The following is a 26,356-nucleotide window of genomic DNA, read 5'->3' as shown; positions in this document are numbered from 1 at the left end:
TCCTCGGGCAGGCCGTGCGCATCCGCGGCTCGCGTCGCACTGCGCAGGCGCGCGATGCCGGACGTCTGGCGACCGGACAGGGCTTCGATGACGCCAAGGGTCGTGGCAGCGTGAGCCAGCACGCGATGGTTCCCGGAGGACTCCGCGACGCGCAGGGCGTCGCGGCAGTAGGCGTCGGCCTCAGTGAACCTCGTGGCCAGCATGAGGGCCTGCGCCATGGAGGCGAGCGCCTGGGCGCGCTCGCGTGGCGCCCAGCTGGGGGCATGCCGCACGGCCTCCCGACACGCGCCGAGCATCTCGTCGCTGGAACATCCCGCTGCCCACGTTTGGCTAGGATCCTGGTGATGGTTGGCCGTCGTCCGCGCGGTCGATCTCTGCTTGAGCGGCAACACCGCCAGAGTAATCCGGCGGTTGGCGGAGGGGCTGGCACACCGGGACCGCTCCGTGGCGGACGCCGTCGTGACGAGTGCGTTCAGCATCGGTTCGGTCATGCCGGCCAGCTCCGGATTGTGCAGACCACCAGTGCAGCCGGTCGTGTCGCTCCCAAGCCTTCTACCGAAGTGTTCCGCGAGTCCATCGGGCCGGTTGAGGACAGCTACGGCTTTTGTGCGGCGCTCAAGCAGATGCCAGGGACGGGGTGCCCGGCACGTGCCCGGTCCTCAAGCTCGCAAGGCAGCCCTTCTGCCGCTGGCTCGGACGGCCGCTGGAGGACGCCGAGTCCGTTGAGGCGGACCGCGCGAACGCCCTGTTCGACGGCCATCGCGAGGCCCCCGAGTTCGGCTACAGATTCCGGGCTGACGAGGCCCGCGGCGCGGGGTCGGTCATGGCCGATCGGACTGCGTGGCGGATCTGCCGGGACAACCGCTGGTGGAGCGTCTCGGCAAGAGGCGTGGCAGGGGTCCGCTGGTGCACGACGACCTGGTAGGCCGCGACTTCACCGCCGACGGCTCGATCCGCCCGTGGCTGACCGATATCACCGAACACCCAACAGCCGAGGGGAAGCTGTCGAGGCGCTGCCGGCGTCGCTGAGCAACGAGTGGAGGTGCGTCGCTGATCTGGCTGGACGAGGAAAACAGCCCCCGCTGGACGAGCTCCGCGACAGCCTCGTCGAGCAGTTCATCGCCGTCCTCGCTGCGTCGGCCCCTGCGACCCAGTAACCGCCGAGGCCGCTCGTCGCGCCCTTGCTCTGGAGCCCTCGGGCGGCCCGGTCGAGCGGCTGGCGCGGCGCGTGCTGCCCCTGGCGGACGACATCGCACATGTGCGGTGATGACGCAGGGCGAGGCGGCGACCTCTCGGAATGCGCGCCCGGGCTCGGGTTTAGTGACAAGGGGTGTGACATAGGCACGTTGTGGTTCACGAAGCGGTGTGCCCATGATGTCTGGCATGACGGAGCACGGGGGTGCGGCGGACCAGCCGCAGAACACACCAAGGTCACGTCTCTCCGACTACGCGGAGATGAGCGGACCGGGGCGGTCGGTGTCGGCGTCGCGCGAGACAGCCGGGGAGGCCGCGGGCGGAGGCGGCGAAGCGGCGTCGGCCACACGTGAAGAGCCCGCTCCGGAGGCGCCCGGCGCGGAGATAGATGGTCCCGGCGCCTTGCTCGATGACCCCGAAGTGGTTGCCCGTAAGCGGGAGTTCGCCCGGCTCCTTGGCGAGTTTCGCCGCACCGCTGTACTGGTGCCACTGGGTGACGAGCCGGGCCCTGAGGAGGAGCGCGGGATGCTGACGGCGGACTTCAACGGGATCCGCTTCATCCTGGCGTTCTCCGACGAACAGGCCCTGGCCCGGTACGCGCAGGCTCGCGGTGAGTTCGCTCGCGAGTGGTCGTACCGCACGGTTCTGGGTGCGCGGCTGCTGGACGTCGCGGTGCCCGCGGCGGGTGTTCCCTGCGGGGTGGCGTTGGACTGCGCGGACGGGACGGACGGGATGGTGTTCCCTCCGGTGACGGGGATCGTCCCGGACGCGGCGGCGGTCGACCGTGAGGTGGGCGACGAGGCGAGGGCGGGCCGATGACCGGCGGGAGCAAGGATCTGAGGGCCGACGGCCTCGGGCTGATCGCCAAGGGGCTGACCGGGGCACTGACCGAGCTGAAGGAACTCGGCATGGTCGGGGAGGCCGGTGCCGGGCGCGGCTTCTCGGACATCGCGCTGTCCGGCCTGGAGCTCGGACACGAGGGCCTCACTGCTGAGTTCACGTCGTTCTGCAAGCGCTGGGAGTGGGGCGTGCGCTCGCTGGTCAACGAGGGCAACGCCTTCGCCGTCAAGACGGGCCTGGCGGCGGGCACGTACTACGAGACCGAGCAGTACGTCGAAGGAAGCCTGAAGGTCGTCGCCAATGCTGCGATCGGCAACCCTTACGCCTCCGAGGACGAGGTCACCAAGCAAGGCTGGGGCGACATCGCGAAGTCCGGCGCCTACGGCGGCGTGGACTACAGCAAGGAGTCCTTCGACCAGGCGCTGGCCAACAGCGAGCAGGGCTGGAAGGACGCGGGCCGGGACGTGATGACCTCCCGCACGGTGGGCCCGATGGGCCTCAACCCGGAGAACCTGCACGGCGCGGCCGGTATGACGGATGCCGAGTACGACCAGTGGCTCGACTCAACCTTCGGCCCTTCCCCCGAGGAGCGGGCGAAGGCGGCCGAGCAGCAGAACGGGGGTGAGTAGCCGTGGGGGTACTCGATGATCTCAAGGACAAGGCCAATGCGGGCCTCGGCAAGATCGAGGACGGCATCGACGCCGGGAAGAAGCTCGTCGGTGAGGGCGTCGACTGGACCACGAACAAGATCGGTGACGGCCTGGACTACGTCGGCGCTGACGGCGCGGCCGACGCGGTCGAGGACTGGGGCGACGACGTCGCCTCCGATCTCGGCGCTACCCCTGGCGAGCAGCAGCTCGGCGAGACCGAGGAGGCGAACGAGCTCGTCCACGGCAATCCGGACAGGATTCGCGCGTCCGCCAAGCACCTGAAGGATTTCCACAGGGCGTTCGATCAGGTCAGTTCCGGTATGCGTAAGGTCGATTCCTCCGGCTGGGCCGGAGAGGGTGGCGACGCGTTCCGGAAGAAGTTCGGTGTCCACCCCGCCAAGTGGGCGCAGGCTGCCGACGCCTGTGAAAGAGCGTCCGGCGCCCTCGACACCTACGCCGACACGGTCAAATGGGCGCAGGGCAAGGCCAAGGACGCGGTCGAGCTCTACAAGAAGGGCAAGAAGGCCTCGGAGGACGCGGTTGAGGCGTACAACAAGAGGGTCGACGCCTACAACGCGAAGATCAAGGCGAACGAGGACCCCGGCCCCCGGCCCGAGCCGTTCCAGGACCCTGGCAAGGCCGACATCGAGAAGGCCCGTGAGACGCTCGCCGAGGCCCGGAAACAGCGCAACACCGCTGCCGGTGATGCCCAGAGCAAGGTGAAGGCGGCCCTCGCGCACGCCCCGGCCGAACCTCCGCCGCTGGACCGACTCGGCAGCAATCTCGTCGACGGATACCAGGCCTACAACACCGAACTCACCCACCTCGGAGGCGGTGTTCTGAAGGGCGCGGCCGGCCTGGTCAACTTCGCGCGCGGCCTCAACCCCACCGACCCCTACAACCTCACCCACCCCGCGGCCTACATGGAGAACGTCTCCATGACGCTCTCCGGCCTCGCCTCCACCGCTGCCCACCCAGAACGCATCGTCACCACCGCCATCGACGGCTTCAAGAAGGACCCCTCCGAGTTCCTCGGTCGCCTCATCCCGGAGCTCATCGGCACCAAGGGCGCAGGGCTCGTGCGCAGCGGGACCCGGCTCGGACTGCGCGGCGCAGAGCGGGCGGCGATACCCGAGGGCGGGACTCCCGCGCGCAGGACGGCGACGAAGGAACCGCACACCGAGAACCCGCGGGAAAAGGTCGAGAACGACCCCAGCGACCCGGTCGACCTGGTCACCGGCACGATGTACCTGCCGCAGACCGATATCACCCTGCCCGGCACCCTCCCCCTGGTCTTCACCCGACGCCTGGAATCGGGTTCCCGGCTCGGCCGCTGGTTCGGTGCCTCCTGGACGTCCACTCTCGACCAGCGCCTGGAGATCGACGCCGAGGGCGTCATCTTCGTCACCGAGGACGGCCTGCTCCTCACCTACCCCCACCCCGCGCCCGGTGTGCCCACCCTGCCCGCGCACGGCACCCGCCGCTGGCCCCTGGACCGGACCGACGAGGGCTACACGATCTCGGACGCGCACACGGGCCGCACCTGGCACTTCACCGACCAGACCCCGGACCGATCCGTCCTCGAGCAGATCGACGACCGCAACGGCAACTGGATCACCTTCGAGCACACCCCCGACGGCACCCCGCTCGCCGTCACCTCCTCCGGCGGCTACCGCCTCACCCTCACCGTCCAGGACGACCGCGTCACCACCCTCTTCCTGGCCGGCGCCGCGCCAGACGGCAGCGACCAGGAGATCAAGCGCTACGCCTACTCCGAGAACGGAGACCTGACCCAGGTCTTCAACTCCTCCGGGCCGGCCATCACGTTTGCCTACGACGACCGCGGCCGCGTCACCTCCTGGACCGACTCCTACGACCGCTCATACACCTATGTGTACGACGACCGGGACCGCTGCATCGCCGAGGGCGGTGAAGCCGGACACATGGCGCTGCGCCTGACATACGACGAGAAGGACCCCGTGACGGGCCACCGCGTCACGACAGCGACGACGGGCCAGGGTCACACCCGCCGGTATCTGATCGATGCCGCGGACCAGGTGATCGCCGAGACGGACCCGTTGGGGCATGTCACGCGGTTCACGCGAGACCGGTTCGGACGGGTGCTGACGCGTACCGATCCGCTGGGGCACCGCACGGCCTACACGTACGACGAGTCCGGCAACATGCTGTCCGTGGAGCGCCCCGACGGCCGCGCCTTCACCGTGGAGTACGCCGCGTTCGGCAAGCCCTCCCGGGTTCGCGGCACCGACGGCAGCACGACTCGGCACACGTACGATGACCGGGGCAACCGCCTCACCAGCACCACCGCGGCCGGGAACATCACCCGCTTCACCTACGACGCATCAGGGCGCCTGACGTCGGTCACCGACCCGATGGGCGGGCGCCACCACCGTGCGCTGCGACACGTCGGGCCTGCCGGTCGAGGTCACAGATCCACGCGGTGGCGCCACCCGCTACGAGCGCGATCCCTTCGGACGTCCGACGGTGATCACCGATACGTCGGGTGCGGCCACGCGCTTGCAGTGGTCCGTGGACGGGCTACTCCTTCGCCGGACCCATCCGGACGGGACCGGCGAGTCCTGGGACTACGACGGCGAGGGCAACTGCACGCGATACACCGACCAGCTCGCCGGCGTCACGCACTTTGAGTACACGCACTTCGACCTGCTGAGCGCACGGACCGACCCCAACGGGAGCCGTCACGAGTTCGCACACGACAGCGAGCTGCGCCTCACCCGGGTCACCAACCCGAAGGGCCTGACCTGGCGCTACGTGTACGGCCCGGCCGGGGATCTCATATCCGAGACCGATTTCGACGGCCGCGCGGTCACCTACACACACGACCCGGCTGGTCGCCTCACGTCCCGCACCGACGCTCTCGGACGCACGACGGCCTTCGAGCGTGACGCGATCGGACAGGTCGTCCGGAAGGACGTGGACGGTCGGATCACCCGGTACACCTACGACGTGACCGACCGGCTCGCCGAGGCCAGCGCCCCCGACAGTCTCCTTACCATCCTCCGCGACACTCACGGACGCGTCGTCTCCGAGACGGTGGACGGCCGGGAGACGCGCTACACCTACGACGCCATGGGACGGCCCGCTTCCCGCGTCACACCTACGGGCGCCACCACCACCTGGAGCTACGACGAGTCCGGCCGACGCGTCGCACTCGTTGCGGAGGGCGGAACGATCCGCCACGAGTTCGACGCTTCGGGCCGCGAACTGAAGCGCAGAATCGGCCAGTTCGCCACTCTGGAGAACACCTTCGACCCCCTGGGCCGAATCACTGCCCAGTTCGTACGGGGTGACGAGGGCCGTACCGTACAGAGCCGCGTCTACAGCTATCGCGCAGACAGCCATCTCACCTCGGTCGACGACGGACTCACCGGCACACGTCACTTCGAACTCGACCCCCTCGGCCAGGTCACGGCCGTCCGTGCGGCGGACTGGACCGAGACATACGTGTACGACTCGGCGGGCAACCAGACATCCGCCACCTGGCCTGAACACCATCCGCACCACGAGGAAACCGGCGAGCGCACCTACACCGGCACCCTCCTCACCCGGGCGGGTCGAGTCCGGTACGAACACGACGCGCTCGGGCGGACCACGCTGCGACAGCGGACACGGCTTTCCCGCAAACCTGAGACCTGGCGCTATTCGTGGGATGCCGAGGACCGACTCGTCCAGGCCATCACGCCCGACGGCACCGTGTGGCGCTACACCTACGACCCTCTCGGGCGGCGTACGGCCAAACTCCGGATGGGCGCCGACGGCGAGTCGGTCGTCGAGCAGGCCATCTTCACCTGGGACGGCACCACGCTCTGCGAGCAGTCCACGCACACATCCGGGTCACCGCACGCGGTGGTTCTCACCTGGGACCACCAGGGACTCCACCCCGTGGCTCAGACAGAACGTGTCATCACGTCCGACACCCCGGACGACGTCATCGCGTCGCGATTCTTCGCGATCGTCACCGACCTGGTCGGCACGCCTCGCGAACTCGTCGGACTGGACGGCGAGATCGCCTGGTACATGCAGAGCACGCTCTGGGGCACCACAACCTGGAACGCGGACGCGACGACTTACACCCCCCTGCGCTTCCCGGGCCAGTACTTCGACCCCGAGACAGGCCTGCACTACAACTACTTCCGTCATTACGACCCGGAGAACGCCCGCTACCTCACTCCGGACCCTCTCGGGCTCACGCCCGCCCCGAACCCGTCGTCCTACGTGCCGAATCCGCTTACCTGGTCGGACAGTACGGGCCTCGCCCCGGATATGTGCCCGACGGCTGAGGCGGCGGCGGAGCGCAAGCTCAAGCCGGGCGAGCAGTACGTCTACCGCGCGGTCATGGACAACGAACTCGGCGACCTGCTGGAAGCCGGCCAGCGCCGCTACCGGAATCTCGGCGGAGCTGAGGTCAAGTACTTCTCCAGTACGCCGGAAGGCGCCGCCGCGTACGCGCGTCAGGCCTACCACATGTTCGGTGACGAAGGGTCGTACACCCTGACGCGAGGAATCATCCGAACCGACGCGATCCGACCGGAAAGCTATATTCAGCACCTGGCCGACGCGGGCGGAAAGGTCGACACACCAATGGCGCTCTCGAATGACGAGATCGCCCAGATCGGCCGGGTCCGTGTGCTCCCCTCCATGCCCATCCCTCAGTAGGCGTCTCCATGAAATTCCTGATCACAACCCTGCGCGAGCCGACGCTCGCGGTATGGCAAGCCGTACTGCCCGAGGACGACCACGTCGAGTACCGGCTGGCCTCTGCCCGCGCCGTTGATGCCGACGCACTGTGCATCGCGGGAATCTACGCGTTCGAACGCTACGGGGGCGCGCCCCGGAACGACGTCGCTCAGATCCTCGACAACCTCCGCAACGATGGCCTCCCGTCCCTGATCATCGTCCCGCCCTCGCTGCCGATGGTGCGCGAAGCCGACGGCACGGTGACCGTGCACCCCGACTTCGAAGAGGTCAGCCCGGCCTACCATGCGATGGCCCGAACCGGTGAAGCGATCCTCAGGTGGAACGAGCGAGACTCCGGGAAGTCGATTCACACGGTTGTGGTCGACCTCCCCCTCTTGGGAATGGACGCCCCGGACGACCGGAAGACACCGTGTTCGGTGCGCCGGGCGATCCACGACACGTTCAGGGACAGCTGATCTTCGTCACCGGACGCGGAGGGAAGCCGGTCGGCTCCGCGTCGGTGTGGCGGGGGCGGCCGCGGCGCGTACTCGCTCCTTCCGTGTCCGGTCCAGCGGTTGACGGCGTGGAACCTTGCGGATCGAGATCGTTGATGTGTCCGGCGACATGGGCGTGCGCGGTGGCGCAGGAACTTGGGGCGATCCACGGTGTGGCCCTCACCCGTAACTATCTGATGGCCTTGCCGCCCACGGCGGACCTGCAGACGGCGAACTAGATCCTCTCCATAGGGAGGAGCACCGGCTACGGTCTGGCGAAGCGGGGTGAAGATCCGTGCAAGGTGCTGAAGCTCGGCGGCCTCCGCGATGCGGCCCGGCGCGGTGCCGGACGGGGCCAGGGCGAGGAAGTCGCGTACCGCACCGGCGTGGCGGATGACTCCTCCGTCGAGGACGACGACGTGGTCGTAGGTGTCCTCCAGGTCCGCGACGTCGTGGGTGGAGAGCAGCACGTGCTGATCGAGGCCGCCGAGGATCTCGTGGAAGACGCGTCGCCGGCGCGGGTCCATGCCGACGGTCGGCTCGTCGAGCAGAAGCACTTCGGCCTGGTGCACCAGGGACTGGGCGACGCCGACCCGGCGCTGCTGCCCACCGGACATCCGGCGTACCTTCTGGTCGGCCATGTCGGCGAGTTCGACGCGCTCCAGAGCTCCGAGCGAGGCGCCCCAGGCGTTCCGGCGGTTCATACCCTTCAACTCAACCAGCCGACATAGGCGACTTGTTCACGGGCGGTCAGCCGGGGAACCGATTCGATGTGCTGGGGCAGCCACGCGATGCGCCGGCGGTATTCGGCGAGGTCGCTACGCCGGTCGGTCCTGCGTCTGCCGTAGGCGACGGTGCCGGTCTGCGGCCTCAGCACGGAGGCGGCCAGGGACAGGACCGTCGACTTGCCGGCGCCGTTGGGGCCGAGGAACACGGTCCGGCCGGGCGGGAAGGCGAAGGTGAAGTCCCGGATGACCGGGCTGCGTCGGCGATAGCCGAACGCGGCCGCGTGGAAGCCGATGGGCATGGTGCGCGCTCTCTGACGGTGGGGAAAGCCCGCACCGGGTTCGGTGCGGGCCCTGATCTGCTTCGGATCACCACATGTGCACGCGGGAGGCGCTCAGCGTCGGGCCGCTGCCGGAACCGTTCGTGCTCCCGTTGACCGACTTGATCGGGAAGAAGAGGCCATCGCCCTTCTTCCCGGTCCACTCTCCGTGGGCGTTCGCGAGGCCGAACCGGCCTCACCGTCCCCTTTGGGATTACGTCCCGGAGGGGACGGCCAACCTTCACTCGCGGTTCAGACCACGCGGAAGATCATCTAGGCGAACGTGACCTTTCTGCGATCAAATCCAGGTCATACGCGCAGGTTTGTGCAACTCGTTGATAGGAATTCGTGGTTGCCCTTCATCGGAGTCAGCAGACGAACTAACTCAAGGACCCGTCCGGAGAGTTCGGCCATCTCGGAGCATGCGGTGGTGAGGGTCGAAAGGGGAGCGGTGTCCTTGGTCCACAGGTGGCACGGGAGTCTCTCCCCTTGCGGTGGTGCACGGCCCGCCGCTGGACAGAGGAGCGGCGGGCCGCGGGTTCAAGAGGGTCAGTAGCCGTTGGGGGTGAGGACGTCGACGTAGATGGGGTCGCGTTCGGTGCCGCCGAGGGTCACGGTGTCGTACTTGACGCGGCCGTAGTAGGCGTTGGCGTCGATGGCCTGGCCGTTGCCGATGTAGACGCCGGTGTGGTCGAGGTCGCCGCCGTAGCGGATGCCGTCATTGGGGTCGGTGTCCCAGAAGATGAGGTCGCCGGGGCGGGGTGTGGTGGTGCGGCGGCCCTGGTTGATCTGTCCCTGGAGCCAGTAGTTGAGCTGGAGTCCGCGGCCGGTGGCGGCCTTGGTGCCGTCCCAGATGGCGTGGCGGTTGAGGCATTCGCAGTCGACTCGTGCGGTGCCGCAGGTCCAGCCGTACTCAAGCTTGTAGGGGGTGCCGAGATAGGCCTTGGCGGCGTTCACGACCGCCTGGCGGACCCCGGCGGCCTGCGCGTCCGTGGTGGCGGCCGCCGAAGTCGGGGCGGCGGAAGCGGGGGCGGCGAGGACGCCGGAGAGGGCGGCGAAGGCGGTGAGTACGGTGATGGCGCTGCGCCGTCGCCGTAGGGCGTTGGAGCCGGTGTGGGGCATGGATCACTCCTTGTGGGAAGCGGGCCGGCGGGTTGGAGGAGGTTCAGCCGGCGGCGTGGTGTTCACGCAGGAGGTCGAGGACCTGCTGGTGGGGCAGGGCGGGCAGGTGATGCCCGTCCCGGCCGGTCATGGGGGTGTTGGCGACGAGGGCGTCGGCGACGGCTTCTTCGACGCCCTGCACGGTGGCGTCGAACAGCCGGTCCATGTCGCCCCAGGGGACGAAGCAGAGGGACTGGAGCCGCTCTGCCTGTTCGCCGGTCGGGTAGCGGCTGGTCAGGGCGTGGGGGTTGGCGGTGGAGAAGGCGAGGAACAGGTCGCCGGAGAAGTGGGAGCCGGTGGTGCCGGAGCGGGCCAGGCCGAGCGGGACGCGACGGGCGAGGGCCGCGCATTGGCCGGGCAGCAGGGGGGCGTCGGTGGCGACGGTGACGATGACGGAACCGGCTCCGGCGGGGATGGGGGACCGGGGCGCGCCAAGGGGGTCGTCGCCGCGCAGGTGCCGGCCCAGGGGGATGCCGGCCAGGGTCAGTTCGCGGCGGGCGCCGAAGTTCGCCTGGACGAGGACGGCGACGGTGTAGGTGACGTCGGCGTGGCTGATCAGACGGGATGCGGTTCCGGTTCCGCCCTTGTAGCCGTAGCAGCTCATGCCGGTGCCGCCGCCGACGGATCCTTCCTCGATCGCACCGCCGGTGGCTGCGTCGAGGGCTCGGCGTGCGAGGGCTGTGGTGATGTGGTCACCGTTGATGTCGTTCAGGTAGCCGTCGTACGTTTCGGCGACCACGGGCGTGTGCCACCGGTCGCGCAAATCCGGACGTGCGGTGTTCAGCCAGTCGATAGCGCCGCGGTGGCAGGCGCCGACGGCATGCGAGTTGGTCAGCAGAATCGGGGTGGTCAGTGCGCCGATTTCGTTGATCCATGCGGTGCCGGTCATCTCACCGTTGCCGTTGAGGACGCTGGTCCCGGCCGCGCACGGCTGGTCGAGGCCCTCCCTTCCGCGCGGAAGGATGGCGGTGACCCCGGTGCGGACCGGGCCTCTCCCGGTCTCCAAGGGCCCGTTGCCGTCGATCACCGTGACGTATCCCACCTGAACGCCGGGCACGTCGGTGAGAGCGTTGCTGGTGCCCGGTGCTCCGGCGAAGGGTATGCCGAGCCCGCGGGCGCGCAGAAGTCCCGAAGGGGTGGTGCGGTGCGGGTCGGCTCGGGGGACGTGAGGTGTGGTGGGTGTGGTCATGTGGTGGGGCCCTTCGTCAGGGGCCGGCGGGTGCTGGGCACCGGCGGCGCTGGGGTGTCGAGTGCGGCGCGGGCCGCGGCGATGTCGTGGAGGTCCCAGCCCGGGCGCGGGACGGAGGCACGCAGCAGCCTGGTGTAGGGGTGGGCGGGGGTGCGCAGGATCTGCCGGGTCGGCCCCGTCTCGACGATGGAGCCGTGCCGCATGACGGCGACCGTGTCGGTGATGTGTGCGACGACGGCGAGGTCGTGGCTGATGAACAGGTATCCGATCCGTGTGGCCTCGCGGATGTCGGCCAGCAGGTTGAGGATCTGGGCCTGGACGGAGACGTCGAGCGCGGCGACGGCCTCGTCGAGGATCAGCAGCTGCGGCCGTGCGGCGAGCGCGCGGGCGATGGCGACCCGTTGGCGTTGCCCGCCGGACAGCTCGCGGGGCAGCGCGGCCGACTCCCGGGTGCCGAGTCCCACGAGGTCGAGCAGTGAGGAGATCCGCCGGGCTGCTTCGGCTCCGCTGGTGCGGTGAAGGCGCAGGACCTCCGCCAGTGTCGCGTGGACGGTGATCCGCGGGTCGAGGGAGAGGTAGGGGTCCTGGAAGACCATCTGGATCTGGCGGGCACGCTCGAGCCGGACGGCTTTCCTCGGTCGGTGGACCCTCGTGCGGGGTGCTCCGTCGAAGGTGATGGTCCCGGCGTCGGGCTGGTCCAGGCCCAGCAGGAGGCGGGCCAGCGTCGTCTTGCCGGAGCCCGACTCTCCGACGATCCCGAGGGAGCCGCCGGGCGGTATGTGCAGGCTGACGTCATCAAGGGCCCGCAGGTCACCGAAGTTCTTCCGCAGGCCGTCTACGGCCAGCAGCGGCGTGCTCATGGAGCGCTCACCTCCAGGGGGTGCCGGCAGGCGACCTGGCCCGGATCGGACGGTTCTCGGGTGGTGGGAGCCAAAGGGACGCGGCCGGCGCGGCAGGCATCGGTGGCGCGGTCGCATCGCGGGGCGAAGGCGCAGCCCGGGGTGGTCTCGTCGAGGCCGAGAGGACGTCCGCGAACCGCGGTGAGCCGGTCGGAGTGACGGTCCAGGCGGGGCCGGGACGCGAGGAGCGCCGCGGTGTAGGGGTGGCGGGGGGAGTGGAACAGCCGGGCCGCGGGTGCGTGTTCGACGATCCGGCCCGCGTACATCACGTAGATGTCGTCGCAGATGGCGGCGGCGAGATCGAGGTCGTGGGTGACGAACAGCAGGCCGAGGTCTCGTTCGGTACGCAGCTTTGCGAGCAGGGCGATGACCTCGGCCTGGATGGAGACGTCGAGGGCGGTGGTGGGCTCGTCCGCGAGCAGGAGCCGTGGCCGGCAGGCGAGGGCTGCTGCGATCATGACGCGCTGGAGCATCCCTCCGGAGAACTCGTGCGCGTACTTCCGCAGTGCTGCGCGCGGTTCGCGCAGGCCGACCGTGGCCAGCAGTTCGGCCGCAGCGGTCATGGCTTCGGTCCGGCTCAGCCGGTCGTGACTGCGCAGTCCCTCGGTGAGGAAGTCCCCGACGGGGCGCAGCGGGTTGATCGAGGAGCGCGGATCCTGGAACACCATGGCGGCCTCGCGGGCTCGCACCCGCCGCAGTTCGCGGGGTCTCATCGTGAGCAGCTCGTGGCTCCCCACCCGTACGGAGCCACTGACCTGAGCGCCTCGGGGAAACAGCCCGAGGGCCGCGCGGCAGGTGACGGATTTGCCGGAACCCGACTCGCCCACCAGCCCGACGGTCTGCCCGGGCAGCACGGTGAGATCGACGCGGTCCAGGACGGGACGGGCTGCTCGCCCGGCCGGCAGGAAGAGCGTCATCCGCCGGATGTCCAGCAGCGGCTCGTGTGCGGTCTGGTTCATGTCAGCGCTCCCTGTGGGTGACCCGGTCGGCGAGAGCTTCGCCGACGACGGTGAAGACGACGACGGTCACCATGACGGCCAGCACCGGTGCCGCCGCGGACAGCGGTGAGCCTGCGAGTACCGCCTGCTGGGCGATCTGGATCTCCGAGCCCCAGTCCGGTGTGGGGGGCTGCACACCGAGGCCGAGGTAGGAGAGGACCGCGAGGTCGAGCAGGGCGTAGCCGAAGTTGAGCGTTGACTGGGCCAGCAGGACCGGAGAGACGTTGGGCAGGACGTGCCGCAACGCGATGGCCGGCCCGGAGAAGCCCTGGACCCGGTACGCGGTGACGTAGGGCTTGGCCTGTTCGCCGATCGCGGCGGAGCGCACCAGACGGGCGACGTAGGGCGTGTAGGCGACGCCCATGGCGAGCGTCGGGGCCAGCAGCCCCGGGCCGGTGACGGCGACCACCACCATCGCCAGCAACAAGCCGGGAAAGGCGAAGACGAGGTCGAGTCCGCGCGAGATCAGCGTGTCGAGCCACCCGCCGCGCCACGCCGCCACCAGGCCGAGAAGGGTGCCGAGGACAGAGGAGACGGCTACGACGCCGAGTGGACCGAGCAGACTGATGCGGGCGCCGTGGATGAGCCGGGACAGGGTGTCTCGGCCGGAGAAGTCGGTTCCGAGCGGATGGGCGAGGCTGGGCGGGGCGAGCGAGGAGTTCAAGTCGGTGAACTCCGGATCGTGCGGTGCCAGGAGCGGAGCCAGCACCGCGGTGATCACCAGCACGCCGAGGACGACCAGCGACGCGGAGAAGAACCTGTCGCGGCCGCCGAGGCGCCGCACGCTACGCAGCCCGGGCCGGCGACGCAGAGCGATGACGCTCATGCCGTCACCTCCCTGCGCCGCCTGGTGCGCCGAGGAGTTCGCAGCCTCGGGTCGACCAGCGGCGAGAGGAGGTCGACGGCCGTGTTGGCCACCACGAACGCCAGGACCGCCAGGAGGCTGACGGCTTGGATGACGGGGAGGTCCTTCGCGGTCACCGACTCCACCAGGAGGGATCCCACGCCGGACAGCCCGAACGCCACTTCGACGACCGCGGTCGCCACGACCAGGCCGGCCACCACCAGGCCGGTCACGGTCATCACCGGTGGTAGCGCGTTGCGCAGCACATGCCGCCGCACCACTCTGGCCTCGGCGAGGCCCCGCGAGCGGGCCACCTCGACATGCTCGCGGCCCAGTTCGGTGAGCATCGAGGTGCGGGTGATCCGCGCGAGCAGCCCGGCGATCGACAACGCGAGCGCGAGCGCCGGAAGCGTCAGGTGCCACACCCGGCCGGTGAATCCCTCACCGGCGCCGAACACGGGGAACCAGCCCAGGCCGACGGCGAACACACCGATCAGAACGATCGCCGCGATGAAACCCGGCATCGCCGACGACACCGTGGAGCCGATCACCACCACGCGGTCGACGAAACCCGGGCGCAGAGCTCCCAGCACACCCAGCGCCATACCCGCGGCCAAGCTCAGCAATGTGGCGTAGGCGGCGAGGAACAGGGTGGTCGGCAGCCGGGAGACGATGAGACCGGCGACGTCCTGACGGAACTGTACGGAGCGGCCGAAGTCTCCCCGCACCGCGCCGCTCAGCCAGTGCGTGTACTGGACGTGCAGCGGTTCGTCCAGCCGGTACTGGGTGCGGATCTGCGCCAGCACCTCCGGGTCGACCGATCGCCCCCTCAGCAGGAACGCGGCCGGATCTCCCGGGGCGATGTGGACGAGGCTGAACACGAGAAGCGAAGTCGCCAGCAGCGTCACCACGAGTGCGGCCAGTCGGCGCAGCACGAACTGGGCCGTGTTCACCGGGAGCTGCCGATCCGCGCGGCCCACGGGTAGTACAGGTAGGCGTTGGTCGCCGGCGCACCGGTGATGCGGCGGTTCATGAAGAGCGTGCCGGGCGTCTGTACCAGGGGTATCCACAGCAGTTGCTCGCTGACGGTGCGCTGCGCACGGGCCGTGAGTTCCGCCCGTGAGAGCGGGTCGGGCTCCGCGAGGGCCTCGGTGATCAGCCGGTCGTAGGCGGCGTCGCGGTAGCCGCCGTAGTTGGCGAAGCTCTCGCTGTGCCAGTTCTGGTACACCTGCAGCGGCTGCGCGATGTCCGCGTACCAGCTGGTGTGGAACAGATCGATGCCCTCTCTGGCCTTCGCGTCGCCGAACAGCGCGCCGTAGGCTTCCGGGGCGATCGCCTTGATCTCGACGTCCAGGCCGATGCGTTTTCCGGCGGCCTGGACCTCGGTCCCGATCAGCGGGTTCACCGAGCCGGCGTTGCTCGCCGCGACGACGATCGGCCGGGACGGCTTGCCCGCCTGTGCGACGAGCCGCTTGGCCTCGGCCACGTCCTGCTCGGCCGGCGGCAGCGACTTCCATGCCTTCTCGAACACGGCGCGGGCAGGTCCCTTGCCCCAGGTGAACCGGGAGGCCACGGCGCGGGACGGCTCCGCGTAGCCACCGAACGCTGTCTTGGCGAAGCCCTTGCGGTCAAGGGCCAGCGACAGCGCGCGGCGCAGCCGCACATCGGCGAGCGGGCCCTTCAGATCGGAGACGACGAGGTTCACCGTCGAGGTCGTGGGCCCGAAGACCAGAGCGCCCTTGCCGGAGGAGCGCAGGCGGGCGTAGCTCGGGGCCGCCACCCCGTACGCCCCGTCGACCTCGCCGGCCACGAGCGCGTTGACGGACGTCGTGACGTCCTTGAGGAAGACGAACTCCACGGACGCCGGCTTCGCCGCGCGAGCCGGGTCCCAGTACCCGTCATGCCGCTCCAGAGTGATCGACTGACCCTTCGACCACCGCTTCAGGCTGAACGGCCCGGTGCAGTTCAGCCCCCCGTCCGGACTGCCGAACCTCTTGCCCAGCTTCCGCACCGACGCCTTGCTCGCCACCACACCGGGCGGGACGGCCATGAGCTCGTTGAACAGCGCGTCAGGGCGGGACAGTTTCACCGTCACCTGCCGTGGCCCGGACACCTTGACGGATGCCACGTTCGCGTACGCGGTCGACCAGTAGGAACCGACCTTCGCGTCCCGGTGCCGGGACAGGCTGTAGGCCACGTCCTCGGCGGTCATCATCGACCCGTCGTGGAACGTGACGTTCTGGCGGACGGTGTAGACATAGGTCAGTGGGTCGGGGTGATCCACCTTCTCTGCGAGGTTCGGCTGCACGGAGAAGTCCGGGCCGATGCGCATCAGGCTTTCGCATACGTTCGACAGCACCGTGTTGGGCGGGTAGTCGTAGCCGTAGACCCAGTCGAGAGACGGCGGCTCGGTGCCGACGTTCCAGCGCAAGGAGTCGACAGCGCCTTTCGCCGCGGGGGTCGTGACCTGGAGCTTCGCAGATCCGGGACCGGACGGTCCCGAACCGGGCGACTGTTGGCAGGCAACGGAGGCGCTGACCAGGCAGAGCAGGGCAGCGGTCAGGCGCAGAGGTCTGGAGATCATGCCGAGATGCCTCGCAAAGGGCACATGCGCGATGGCGCGGGGGCGAAAAGAGGCGCACCGACCGCGGCGTCCGCGGCAGGACCGGGGAAGCGGCCGGTGGGCGAGAGGGAAGAGGGATGGCCGACGGACGGGGGAGCGTTCGCCGACCACGTACTCAGGAAGGCAGTCCGAGGGCGTCCCACAGGACGAAGGGGTTCATGTCCTCGCACGGCCCGATGGGGCTCGCCCCATGGTTACCGCGCGTGGCGCGGAAGTGGACGTGCGCGTGGTTCAGGCCATCGGCCCTGGTGCCGACCTTCGCCCACAACGCCCCACGAGTGAAGGTGGTCCCCACGCGCAGCTCCGATCCGTCCAACAGGTGTCCAAGGGTCAGGCTCATGTCGACGGACGGGAAGTAGACCTGGATCCACCGGTTGTACCCACCCGGGTCGTAGCCGCGCCCGACGACCCTGCCGCGGCCCCAGGCATAGACCTGGTTGCCGGTCGGGGCCCCGACATCGACGCCCTTGTGCCGCTGATCGCCGTTGCACCCGAACTGGTATCCGGGGAAGTACTCGTTGTAGTTCGACGTCGTGACGCCACCCTGAACCCCCCACCAGGTTCCTGCGGGAAGTTCCGCCGCCGCGACCGGCGGGGCGGACACCGCGGTGGACGCGGAAGCGGCGGGCGAGGCCACAGCGAGACCCGTGACCATGACCACGGCCGCCGCCACCGCCGCGAGCGTGCGGCGGGGTTCCCCAGCTACTGATCCGAGCATGAACGGCCTTCCTCTCGACGGAACACCTGGCGCGGCGGCAGAGGCCGCCTCGCCGCTCACCACGCACAACTGCGCTCGGTCGGTACGAGTCCGGCTCTGCCGGAACCCGTAATTCTTCGTACGGGACGACAAAAAACTAGGGATTAGAGGTGTCCACGTCAAGAGGTGCGGGATAGCATCATCGGCGAACCCCGCGACCGACCGCCCGATCGAGGACCGCAGAATTGGCCAGACCCAGACAGCAGGACGCGCGCCGGGAGCACCTGATCGGCGCCGCCCGTGCGGCGATCATCCAGCGAGGCCTCGGCGCCACCAGAGTGAGAGACGTGGCAGACCAGGCAGGGGTGGCCACCGGCACCGTGACCTACTACTTCCGCGAACTCGACGAGCTGTTCGACCTGGTCTTCGCTCAAGCCGTCAACCGGTTCTGCACCGAACGGGAGAACGACGCCGCCTCCCGCGCAGACCCCCGCGAACAGCTCGCCGCCGTCCTGCGCTCCGGCCTGCCCACCGGACCTGACGACGAACTGTGCTGTCTGCTCTACGAGTTCTCCCCGCAGGCCCGGCGTCGGCCGGGAGACGCACGGCTCCGTAAACAGCTCTACGAACGGCAAGTGGCGCTGTACGAGCGCATCCTCGTCGCCGGCGCGGAAACCGGCGCCTTCGTGCCGCGGAGTCCCCCAGCTGAGATCGCCGCCAACCTGGTCGCGCTCGAGGACGCGTACGGCTACCACGTCATCGCGCAGACCTCCATGAGCCGAGCCGGCGCCGAAGCGCACCTCTTCGGCTACGCGGCCCTCGCCACAGCCGACACCTTGCTGGCGCCGTGATGCCGAGGCCGACGTTGTGTCTGTGAACCGCGGGCCGTCCTGAGGCCAATGACGCTGCCGAGCCCTGCGCGTTGGTGCTGCCAGATTCAGGTGCTGGATGCACCGAAGGTCTCGATCGTGCAGCGTGCAGCTCCGCTGCGCTCGATCCTGGCATCGCTGGTGATCAGCGGAACACCGAAGCTCTCGGCGAGGGCCACGTAATGCGCGTCGTAGACGGAGAGGTTGTTCGACAGCTCACGTACGCGCTGCCACAGGACCAGCGTGGGGTGCAGGTCGAGGGCGAGGGCCTGGTAGTCGGTGATCGCCTTCAGGGCCTCCTTTTCCGTGATCTTCGGCTTGTCCCCTCGCCGGCCGCGGGCGAGCCCGAAGGCGGCTGAGGTGATCTCGTAGTCCAGCAGGCCGGGCGCCGCGAGAGTGTCGGCGCGGCCTACTCGCTCACGGATCGCGGTTCCGGTCCTGCCGTGGTCGAGGAGGAAGTGCACGAGGCTCGAGCAGTCAATGACGATCAACGTCGGTCCCGCCCATCCTCGATGGCGTCGAGGATGTCGGGCGTGCTGAGCTCGGTGCGGGTTTCACGCTCCATGCGTGTGGCCATTTCCGCGAGGGTGGGCTTGACGGCCTCCCGGGAGAGGAGATCGAGGGTGTACGCCTGGAGCGACTTGCCCGCCTGTGCGGCGCGGACCTTCAGAGCGTTGACTGTGTCGTCCGGGACATCCCGGATCGTGATCGCGGTCATGACTCCAGTTTAGCAGCGTTGCAGGCAATATGCAGTCCTCGGTGTCGGCGGGCACGGAAGGGGCAGCGGATTCTGTGATCACCGGACGCGGAACATCTCTGTGTGTCACCGTGCGATCGCGTTGTGAAGCCGCACCCACCCATTGAGGAGCACGATGCCCGCACCCACCCTTGAGCAGAGCGCGGCTGTCGATACCTTCCGGCGTGGGGGGCACATGGTCCTGCAGGCTGGCGCCGGAACCGGGAAGACGACGACGCTGGCGATGCTCGCGGCCAGTACAACCACATCAGGCCGGTACATCGCGTTCAACAAGTCGATCGCGAACGACGCAGCCCACAGGTTCTCCAGCAACGTGCGGTGCAAGACCGCGCACTCTCTCGCCTTCGGCGCCGTGGGTCACAGGTACGGGTCCCGGATGAACGCGCCCCGGCTGCCGGGCTGGAAGATCGGTGCCTCCCTGGGCATCGCCGTCAACATGCGCATCCGCATTGGCGAGCGGAACGTGACCAACAAGGCGCTCTCGTACACCGTACTGCGGACCGTCACCCGCTTCTGCCAGTCCGCGGACCGCACCATCCAGCGCCACCACGTCCCGCGCCTGCGCGGCATCGAAGCCGAGAACCTGCACGCCCAGCTCGTCGACGTCGTGCTGCCGTACGCCAACCGGGCGTGGGAAGACGTCCAGAATCCCCAGGATGGCGTCGTACGCTTCGACCACGACCACTACCTGAAGATCTGGGCCCTGACCGAGCCCAGGATCGAAGCGGACTTCCTCCTGCTCGACGAGGCCCAGGACACCAACCCCGTCGTCGAGAAGGTCTTCAACGCCCAGCGCGAACACGCCCAGTTGGTGATGGTCGGTGACTCGGCCCAGGCGATCTACGGCTGGCGCGGCGCCCGGGATGTGATGAGCGCCTTCGACGGTACCCAGCTGGCCCTGTCCCAGTCCTTCCGTTTCGGCTCCGCGCTCGCCGAGGAGGCAAACCGGTGGCTGCATATCGTCGACTCCCCGATCCGGTTGACCGGTACCCCGGCGATCAACACCCGCCTCGAACGCGTCCAGGAACCGGACGCGATCCTGTGCCGGTCCAATGTCGGCGCGATGCTCGAAGTCATGCGCTTGCTGGAGGAAGGCCGCCGCGTCGCCCTCGTCGGTGGCGGCGAGGCCCTGCGGGCTCTTGCCCGAGCCGCCCGCGACCTCAAGACCGGCAGGCGCAGCACCCACCCCGAGCTGATCCTCTTCGACTCCTGGGGCGAACTCCAGGAGTACGCCGAATACGACCCGTCCGGCCGTGACCTGCTGCTCCTGGTCGATCTTGTCGACGAACACGGCGTCGACGTCATTCTCGCCGCGGTGGACAGACTCTCCGTAGAGCAGGGCGCTGAGATCGTGGTCTCCACCGCCCACAAGGCCAAGGGCCGAGAATGGGCCTCCGTCCGCATCGGCGAGGACTTCACCGAGCCGATGGACCAGGAAGAGACGGACGAGAACGGTGACCCACTGCCCGGAGACATCGACGACGCCGAAGCCCGCCTCGCCTACGTCGCCGTCACCCGCGCCCGTCAGCGACTCGACATCGGCGGTCTGGGCTGGATCAACCAGCACCCCGACGGCAACCCCGGCGGAAAACATCCGCGCCAAGAGCGCGAAGCCCCCTCTCCCTGGGACACGTTGGAATCATCTCCGAACTGAACCGACCGCCGGGGGTGCCTGCCGATCGAGGCCACACCTCCACTCGCTGCCGACGCAGGTGCTTTTGTCGAGGTCGGACAAGCACTCTGTCTGCCCGTCTGCGGCGTCAGGAGCTACGCTCGCAGCCACGCAGTGCCCCCGCTGACCTCTTCCTGCTGCCTCACCGGTGGACAGCCGGTGGACAGCCGGTGGACAGACGCCTTTGGACGGTGCATCACGAAGAAGCACGAGTCAACTTCCTGCACGTGCTCTGATCAGCACAAACGTCAGCGGCCAGTACGGCGAAGCACCAAGCAGCACGAACGCTCGCGGTCTCGTAATGCGTAGGTCTCGGGTTCGAATCCCGAAGGCGGCTCAGAGAAAGGCCAGGTCAGACATTGTCTGACCTGGCCTTTTCTGTTTCCGAGGCGTGGCCGGGTGTGCGGCTAGAGTGCTGCAGGTTTGCTTGCGTGAGCGATGCGTGAGCGGCAGGTCCCGTGGCCTGCGACTCGGCACCTCTGACATGTGGCTTGCGCCGTTGCAGGAAGCTTGCTGATTTGGAGCAAGGATGGGCACTGTCGGTGGCCAGTGAGAGACTTGCATCATGGCGCTGCGGTCACCCATCTACCTGGACACCGAGACCCTGCTTTCGCAGGCGGAGTACTACGACATCGACGTGCCGCGGCAGGCGGATATCGTCGAGAAGACAGTGCGCAAGAGGTCCGGTGTCGGAAAGGCTGGCATCTCCGGCTTCGGAGTGGATGCGTCCATGGGAACGGACGTCGAATATCAGTCGGCCTACAGCCTGGAGCCGAAAGAGAAAGTGACCGTCAGCAAGGTCATCGATTCCCTCATTGGTGCCGCTGCCGCAGTCAAGGTTGACCCGGACGGCAATACAGTCCTCGGGAAAGACGATCTCGTTGAGGTTGAGGGGATCACTCGTATCACCGCTGCTAGCCTAGACGGCAAGATGTTCTTCATCTTTCGGCGGCTCATGGAGACTGCGGAAGGTGATCTGGGCAGCATCTTCGACTTCGATATCAGTGACGCGAGAGTCGCCGAGCAGCTGAAGCAGGTGTATCTACGAAACGAACTCCTGCCCATCCCAGTCTTGTTGGAGCTAGCCGGGTCGCGCCTGCCGCAGAAGGTCTACATCAACGTGAGCCCGGACCACTTTCTCGACGAAGCATCTGCCAATAGGGTAGAGGGTGAACTGCGCGTCTTGGGTAGTGTCAGTCGCCTCATCCCTGATGGCGACGACGGGTACCTCAGCGCCGAGGAGTGGCTGCTCCATGGCTGGGAGCACATGATGCGGCGCAAGCTGATGCCCAGCGTGGGTGACGTTGTAGAGAGCGTAGTGAATCAGTTGCAGCTCGAACTTCCGGCCGAGGACGTACGCGCCTACATTGCAGGTCCCGCCATCGTGGTGGATGCAATCGCGCTCTACTGAAAGTACTCTCATCAGGTGTTTTTGCTTACTGTGTATCGCGCCTTCCGGTCGGAGTAGGAGGAAATGAGCGGAAGTGCTGTGGCCCCTACTTCTTGGGGCTTCTTTCGCTACGCCTTCTTCTTTCCTGCGGCCGGGGGCTTTGTGTCGGCCGCCAGCATGAGTGTGGCTCCTTCGTGGCGGGTGGCCGGTCAGTGGCCTGTTACGACGAAGCGGAGGTAGCGGCGCAGGCCAAAGGCGCGGCGGTGTTCCGCGCCCGCTGCGGTGAGCTGGGTGACCAGCAGGCCATGCGTGGTGGTGGCGTCGGTGAGTTGAGCCTGGCGCTGAAGCAGCACCGCGCGCTGCTGCTGGGTGGCCCCCTGGTGCTGCTGCTTCTCCACGTTGGTCTGCTGCAGACGAGTGGTGATGCGCTGTTGGAGCTGGTCACGCTTGTGGCGGGCCGCGTTCTCGGCCTGCGTGATTTCCGCTTCGTATCTCTTCTTTCGCGCAGCGAACTGTTGCCGTATCGCGGCCCGTTCCTGGACGCCTACGCTGGTGGGAGCCGACTTTCGGGCCCGCTGCTCCAGTGAGGTCCGCCAGCTTTCGAGCGCTGCTGCTCGGACCTCGCCGACGCCTGGGATCTTGACCTGATGTCCGTTAGAGCGGATGAGGTACGCGTCACGGTTGCCGTATCTGCTGCCCTGTACGTACCGGACCCCGGTGAAATCGGCGGCTGTGTGGATACCGGCGGCGATCAGGTTTGTGACCGTCCCGCTGCCCATGTTGGAGAGCTTCTTGACGTCTTGGATGGACGTCCGGCGTAGCCTGTCCTGGACGTGTGTCCTGACCGCCGATGCTAGCGCGGCGTCTAGTTGCTTCTGTTCCTTGCTGGTCAGACCGCTCAGCTTGGTCCTGAGCTTCCCGGTCTCCTTGTTGAGCGTGACGGTGATCCGCGACTGCTCGTCGCGCAGCTCGGTCTGCAGGCTCTTGATCTGCTGGCTGATCTGCGTGTCCCGGCTCGCGCTGGCCGCGTTCAGGGCTTCGATCTCCTGGTGGATCCTCTGCGCCGCTGCCACCGAGTCCGCCAATGCATCCACCTGCTGTTGGAGCACCACTATCCGGGCCTTCGAAGCCTGAGTTTCGGGGCGGGAGCGTCGGGTGGCGTGGAGGGCCCCGCCAGACAGGAGCAGGGCTCCCAGCTGAGCGGCGCCCACGTAGCCCGTCGGCAGCATGCTGATGGCCGTCAGTGCGGCCGGCGCTGCCGATCCGGTCAGCGCGAACACACCGGCGAGGATGTCTGTGGGGCGCCGGCGGGCAAAGCCTGTACCGGCGGCTGTACCCATACCCGCGCCGCTTGCCGCAGGCGTGTTCCGGGGCTGCGGAATGTGCCCGGCCAGCCAGGAGGGGGCTCCGCCCTGCTGGATCACCGCAGGGGCCGGACGCGGGGACGGGGTCGGGATCGCCCCTGCCGTGGTCAGCGGGGGAACCGCCTGGGCGGTCGCCGTGAGGTGCCCGTGCGTCTGAGCAGCCAGCGACCGGAGGTCTTGGTCTGTATGGGTCAGCAGCAAGCTCCAGGCCAGTGAGGATCGCGGCTCCTTGAAGTCGTCCTCTTTCAGGATCAGGAACTCGCCCTGTTTATCGTGCAGTTGGTCCCAGATGGTGGGATCAGTGGCAATCGCAACGAGGCTGAGGTAGATGACCCAGGCCGAGAAGCGGTCCATAGCAGGGCCGAAGTCCGCGCTCGTACGGGTCGGGGACTGGTAGTTGCGGTGTCCGTTCTCCGTGGCGCCCTTCCCCTTCAGCGCAGGTACGTACATCCCGTCGTAGTCGACAAGGCGGAGCGTGCTGTCGGCGGCGATCAGGAGATTGCCGTGCTGGAGGTCGCCGTGGGCGACGCCGAGTTTCTCCAGGTCGGCGACCAGTGCAGCGAACCGCTCAGCCGTCCTGAGAACCGCCGCCGCGTCCCGGACGTTTTGCTCGATCCACGTGATCAGGCTGGCGCCTTCCACCCAGGCCATCTTCAGAGCCGGGTACCACTCACCGGCGACGAGGACGCCTCTTGGCAGATACTCCATGCCGACCGGCCAAAGCTGGGACAGCCCGGAGGGCCTGAGGCCGGCTAGCTGTCTGCTGATGGCCTGATAGCGGGCCTCTAGCGTGCTGCTGTCGCGAGTGAAGCACTTCAGTGCGTACCGCTGTCCGCCCGGGGCGGTGATGGAGAAGACGCTTGCAAAATTTCCCGAGATCGCCTTCGGGCCGAGTACGGGGCTCTGCTGGACCGTCCCGTGCTTGAGGTCAGGGTCCTCGAAGCACAGCGTGGGGTTCTGGAGGGCTTCCACATAGTTTGCGCCGGTCGGGAATTTCCGTCCTGCGGCAGGTCCGCCGGTGCGGGAGACCGCCATTACCCCTCCGTCTTCACCCGCATGCGAATGAGGGCTACGTCGTCGTTACGCATCCGGGACTTGTCGCGCTCGCTCTGGACCCACTCGGCAAAGGTCTCTTCGCCCAGATCGGCAAGCTTTCCGAGCTGCTTGCCGGATCCGCCCGAAGCGATTTCAGGGTGTGGTAGCAACCATGCGGCCAGCGCATCGGTTGCCAGCAGCAGCTCGTCGTCCGCGCGTAGTTCACCAGTCGCGGTCGACGCGCGGTCTGCGATCAGCTCGGCATCCCAGTTGCGGCTGCCGAGCAGCTGTGGGGTGATGCCGAAGCCGTCTCCGTCAGCGATGGGAAATGAGGTGATCAGCTGGCCCTCGCGGAGGTGCAAGAGGCAACTGTCGCCGAGGGCGAAGGCGTGCCAGGTCCAAGGCCGTGGGTCCTCAGGGTCTTCCGGAACCGCTGGTGCCGCCCGGATGTGGACGGCTACCAGCGTGGCGAAGGCCCCTTTTTCCAGCCCTGGCTGCTCGTACCAGGTGATGGGTCGGCCGCGGGCCGCCCGCTCCGCCTGATACTCCGCGATGTAGCCGTCCCACTGACCGACGGTGCGGGTCAGGAGATCCTGGACGAAGGACTCGGACTGGCTGGTCTCCCCATCGCGTTGGCGGTCGTCGGCAGCCACCATCGAGGCGACGGCGCCTCTTACGAGCTGCCTGGCCCAAGCACCGGAGAGCAGACTCTCGGACGCCCCATCCGACACGGCGGCGAAGACAGAATGCTCGTCGGGTGACGACGCAACGTATGTGGCGTCCTCACATTCCTCTGGAGAGCTGCCTGCCTTGGGCACCAGGAAGCACTGGAAGTCGATGGGCGTTGGGTGTGCGCCCATGCCGATCAGCGCAGTTCCGTGGCGCGCGTACCGATGTCGAGGAACTCGACGATGGAGGTAATGTCGGCGTTGTAGACGAAACCGCGTGTGGCTTCGCTGACCCGGTGCCCCTGCGAAGCAGCGTAGGAGCGCATGTGGCTGGGCAGCACGCTCGACATGTGGAAGAGCAGCCGGGAGTAGGTGTCCGGGAGTTCGCCCTCGCTGTCGGGGAACGTGACGGGAGTCCCGCCGGCCCCGGACACGTGCAGGTTGAAGAGCAGCACCGACCCGTCGGCGGTGGCGTGCGAGGCGAGCCCGATGGCCGCGCTCGTGGGATCACCGTCGGTGGACTCGCCGTCGGTCAGGTTGAGAACGATGGGCGGGAAACCGCCCGGGTGCTCATCAACCCAGCGGGCTACCAGGGAGTCGGCGTAGCCGAGGGCGCGGGTCATGGGAGTGCCGCCGTTGGTGACCGGGTCCATCCAGACAGGGAACTGAACGGTTGTCTCGACGAGGCCGCCAGCGCCATCCGGAACCTTCTTCGTACGGCTCTCCAGACGGGCGGGGTTGTTCGCAATCTCGCTCAACGGTACGAGGTCCCGGCCAGCGAGCGCGCCGGTGAAGGCAGAACCGACCTGGTTGTGGCCGTAGCCGATTACCGCGACATGGAAGTAGTCGCGGACGCCTTCTTCCTTTGCGCACTTGACCGAGAGCTCGGTCAGCAACCGGTTGATGGCGTCCGACACGACCTGGGCGCGCTGCTGTACCGCCTCACCGCTGCCGATGGGATCGCTCATCGAGGCTGACTGGTCTACGAGGAAGATGAAGCAACCGGGGTTGGTCCGGCTGATCTCGGCGGTGTACGGCATCTCGGCGACCAGCTCCTCTGCGTGGCAGGGGCTGAGCGCCGCGGCATGGGACGCGCACGGAAACCTGACCCCCCAGGGAGGCTGATGGTAGCGGATGCAGTGCAGCTCAGTTAGCGGGATTGGAGGTCTTCACATGTTCCGAAAAGGCTTGATGTACTCGTCGGTCAAGCTTCCGGCGACGCCGCCCGCGGCAGTCTGGACTCACGCG

23 protein-coding genes and 3 pseudogenes are annotated in these 26,356 nt (G+C 68.0%); 11 read left to right on the top strand and 15 right to left on the bottom strand.

All coding sequences use genetic code 11. The features are described from left to right. Positions 1 to 491 (bottom strand): hypothetical protein (locus ACIQRW_RS32375; protein ID WP_403767169.1); only part of this gene is annotated, 491 nt, incomplete at its 3' end. Positions 492 to 906: 415 nt separating this feature from the next. Here ACIQRW_RS32375 and ACIQRW_RS32370 point away from each other — a divergent pair. The 8 genes and pseudogenes from ACIQRW_RS32370 to ACIQRW_RS32335 form a co-directional block, all read left to right on the top strand. After that, positions 907 to 1,029 (top strand): hypothetical protein, encoded by a 123-nt coding sequence (locus tag ACIQRW_RS32370; protein WP_403767166.1) that lies wholly within the window; start codon positions 907 to 909, stop codon positions 1,027 to 1,029. 354 nt (positions 1,030 to 1,383) lie between these two features. Then, positions 1,384 to 2,013 (top strand): hypothetical protein, encoded by a 630-nt coding sequence (locus tag ACIQRW_RS32365; RefSeq protein ID WP_403767163.1) that lies wholly within the window; start codon positions 1,384 to 1,386, stop codon positions 2,011 to 2,013. Continuing rightward, positions 2,010 to 2,663, top strand: coding sequence for a hypothetical protein (locus ACIQRW_RS32360; protein ID WP_097880973.1), 654 nt, complete (start codon positions 2,010 to 2,012; stop codon positions 2,661 to 2,663). The genes ACIQRW_RS32365 and ACIQRW_RS32360 overlap by 4 nt, the downstream gene beginning before the upstream one ends. Positions 2,664 to 2,665: 2 nt before the next feature. Further along, a pseudogene (locus tag ACIQRW_RS32355) lies at positions 2,666 to 5,038 on the top strand (putative T7SS-secreted protein); the annotation flags it as partial. Positions 5,039 to 5,096: 58 nt separating this feature from the next. Beyond that, positions 5,097 to 5,168 (top strand): annotated as a pseudogene (locus tag ACIQRW_RS32350) (hypothetical protein); the annotation flags it as partial. Positions 5,169 to 5,234: 66 nt separating this feature from the next. Further along, positions 5,235 to 7,382, top strand: coding sequence for an RHS repeat-associated core domain-containing protein (locus tag ACIQRW_RS32345; protein ID WP_403767191.1), 2,148 nt, complete (start codon positions 5,235 to 5,237; stop codon positions 7,380 to 7,382). 8 nt (positions 7,383 to 7,390) lie between these two features. Then, positions 7,391 to 7,879 (top strand): hypothetical protein, encoded by a 489-nt coding sequence (locus ACIQRW_RS32340; RefSeq protein ID WP_089116077.1) that lies wholly within the window; start codon positions 7,391 to 7,393, stop codon positions 7,877 to 7,879. A gap of 215 nt (positions 7,880 to 8,094) precedes the next feature. Then, positions 8,095 to 8,214 (top strand): annotated as a pseudogene (locus ACIQRW_RS32335) (integrase); the annotation flags it as partial. A gap of 392 nt (positions 8,215 to 8,606) precedes the next feature. Here the strand turns inward: ACIQRW_RS32335 and ACIQRW_RS32330 are convergent. From ACIQRW_RS32330 to ACIQRW_RS32290, 9 genes are all read right to left on the bottom strand, one after another. Beyond that, the gene (locus tag ACIQRW_RS32330) at positions 8,607 to 8,924 is read right to left on the bottom strand and encodes an ATP-binding cassette domain-containing protein (protein ID WP_403767160.1); all 318 of its coding nucleotides are present in this window, start codon (positions 8,922 to 8,924) and stop codon (positions 8,607 to 8,609) included. 567 nt (positions 8,925 to 9,491) lie between these two features. Beyond that, on the bottom strand, positions 9,492 to 10,064 hold the full coding sequence (locus ACIQRW_RS32325) for an NlpC/P60 family protein (protein WP_403767157.1): 573 nt from the start codon (positions 10,062 to 10,064) through the stop codon (positions 9,492 to 9,494). A 43-nt stretch (positions 10,065 to 10,107) separates the two neighbouring features. Next, positions 10,108 to 11,292, bottom strand: coding sequence for a P1 family peptidase (locus ACIQRW_RS32320; protein ID WP_403767154.1), 1,185 nt, complete (start codon positions 11,290 to 11,292; stop codon positions 10,108 to 10,110). After that, positions 11,289 to 12,152: an ABC transporter ATP-binding protein gene (locus ACIQRW_RS32315; RefSeq protein WP_403767151.1), complete on the bottom strand. Its 864-nt coding sequence runs from the start codon at positions 12,150 to 12,152 to the stop codon at positions 11,289 to 11,291. The genes ACIQRW_RS32320 and ACIQRW_RS32315 overlap by 4 nt, the downstream gene beginning before the upstream one ends. Next, positions 12,149 to 13,150, bottom strand: coding sequence for an ABC transporter ATP-binding protein (locus ACIQRW_RS32310; protein WP_403767149.1), 1,002 nt, complete (start codon positions 13,148 to 13,150; stop codon positions 12,149 to 12,151). The genes ACIQRW_RS32315 and ACIQRW_RS32310 overlap by 4 nt, the downstream gene beginning before the upstream one ends. 1 nt (position 13,151) lies before the next feature. Beyond that, positions 13,152 to 14,015, bottom strand: coding sequence for an ABC transporter permease (locus tag ACIQRW_RS32305; RefSeq protein WP_403767146.1), 864 nt, complete (start codon positions 14,013 to 14,015; stop codon positions 13,152 to 13,154). Then, positions 14,012 to 14,986 (bottom strand): ABC transporter permease, encoded by a 975-nt coding sequence (locus ACIQRW_RS32300; protein ID WP_403767143.1) that lies wholly within the window; start codon positions 14,984 to 14,986, stop codon positions 14,012 to 14,014. Before ACIQRW_RS32300 ends, ACIQRW_RS32305 begins: the two co-directional genes overlap by 4 nt. After that, positions 14,983 to 16,617, bottom strand: a complete 1,635-nt coding sequence (locus tag ACIQRW_RS32295; RefSeq protein WP_403767140.1) for an ABC transporter substrate-binding protein — start codon at positions 16,615 to 16,617, stop codon at positions 14,983 to 14,985. The genes ACIQRW_RS32300 and ACIQRW_RS32295 overlap by 4 nt, the downstream gene beginning before the upstream one ends. A 154-nt stretch (positions 16,618 to 16,771) precedes the next feature. Then, positions 16,772 to 17,374 carry a M23 family metallopeptidase gene (locus ACIQRW_RS32290; protein WP_403767137.1) on the bottom strand — a complete coding sequence of 201 codons (603 nt, stop codon included), beginning with the start codon at positions 17,372 to 17,374 and terminating at the stop codon, positions 16,772 to 16,774. A gap of 224 nt (positions 17,375 to 17,598) precedes the next feature. Between ACIQRW_RS32290 and ACIQRW_RS32285 the strand changes: the two genes are divergently transcribed. Then, positions 17,599 to 18,204, top strand: coding sequence for a TetR/AcrR family transcriptional regulator (locus ACIQRW_RS32285; RefSeq protein WP_403767134.1), 606 nt, complete (start codon positions 17,599 to 17,601; stop codon positions 18,202 to 18,204). An 86-nt stretch (positions 18,205 to 18,290) separates the two neighbouring features. Here ACIQRW_RS32285 and ACIQRW_RS32280 read toward each other — a convergent pair whose 3' ends face one another. Together ACIQRW_RS32280 and ACIQRW_RS32275 are read right to left on the bottom strand one after the other, a co-directional pair. Next, positions 18,291 to 18,713 carry a type II toxin-antitoxin system VapC family toxin gene (locus ACIQRW_RS32280; protein ID WP_403767131.1) on the bottom strand — a complete coding sequence of 141 codons (423 nt, stop codon included), beginning with the start codon at positions 18,711 to 18,713 and terminating at the stop codon, positions 18,291 to 18,293. After that, positions 18,710 to 18,940 carry a FitA-like ribbon-helix-helix domain-containing protein gene (locus tag ACIQRW_RS32275; protein ID WP_403767128.1) on the bottom strand — a complete coding sequence of 77 codons (231 nt, stop codon included), beginning with the start codon at positions 18,938 to 18,940 and terminating at the stop codon, positions 18,710 to 18,712. The genes ACIQRW_RS32280 and ACIQRW_RS32275 overlap by 4 nt, the downstream gene beginning before the upstream one ends. A 154-nt stretch (positions 18,941 to 19,094) precedes the next feature. Between ACIQRW_RS32275 and ACIQRW_RS32270 the strand changes: the two genes are divergently transcribed. Both ACIQRW_RS32270 and ACIQRW_RS32265 read left to right on the top strand, forming a co-directional pair. Beyond that, a complete protein-coding gene (locus ACIQRW_RS32270; protein ID WP_403767126.1) occupies positions 19,095 to 20,633 on the top strand; it encodes a UvrD-helicase domain-containing protein in 1,539 nt (512 codons plus the stop codon). 583 nt (positions 20,634 to 21,216) lie between these two features. Beyond that, complete coding sequence (locus tag ACIQRW_RS32265) at positions 21,217 to 22,062, top strand: hypothetical protein (RefSeq protein ID WP_403767123.1); 846 nt, start codon at positions 21,217 to 21,219, stop codon at positions 22,060 to 22,062. 188 nt (positions 22,063 to 22,250) lie between these two features. Here the strand turns inward: ACIQRW_RS32265 and ACIQRW_RS32260 are convergent, their stop codons facing one another. From ACIQRW_RS32260 to ACIQRW_RS32250, 3 genes are all read right to left on the bottom strand, one after another. Next, positions 22,251 to 24,440, bottom strand: coding sequence for a hypothetical protein (locus ACIQRW_RS32260; RefSeq protein ID WP_403767120.1), 2,190 nt, complete (start codon positions 24,438 to 24,440; stop codon positions 22,251 to 22,253). Next, the gene (locus tag ACIQRW_RS32255) at positions 24,440 to 25,096 is read right to left on the bottom strand and encodes a hypothetical protein (RefSeq protein ID WP_403166073.1); all 657 of its coding nucleotides are present in this window, start codon (positions 25,094 to 25,096) and stop codon (positions 24,440 to 24,442) included. The genes ACIQRW_RS32260 and ACIQRW_RS32255 overlap by 1 nt, the downstream gene beginning before the upstream one ends. Before the next feature lie 209 nt (positions 25,097 to 25,305). Further along, positions 25,306 to 26,148: a vWA domain-containing protein gene (locus ACIQRW_RS32250; protein ID WP_403166070.1), complete on the bottom strand. Its 843-nt coding sequence runs from the start codon at positions 26,146 to 26,148 to the stop codon at positions 25,306 to 25,308. Positions 26,149 to 26,356 lie beyond the last annotated feature (208 nt).

This window comes from Streptomyces sp. NPDC091287, from assembly GCF_044768525.1.
Classification (GTDB): domain Bacteria; phylum Actinomycetota; class Actinomycetes; order Streptomycetales; family Streptomycetaceae; genus Streptomyces.
The sequence above is the reverse complement of the archived record's forward strand: the minus strand, read 5'-3'. Positions and strand labels throughout refer to the sequence as shown.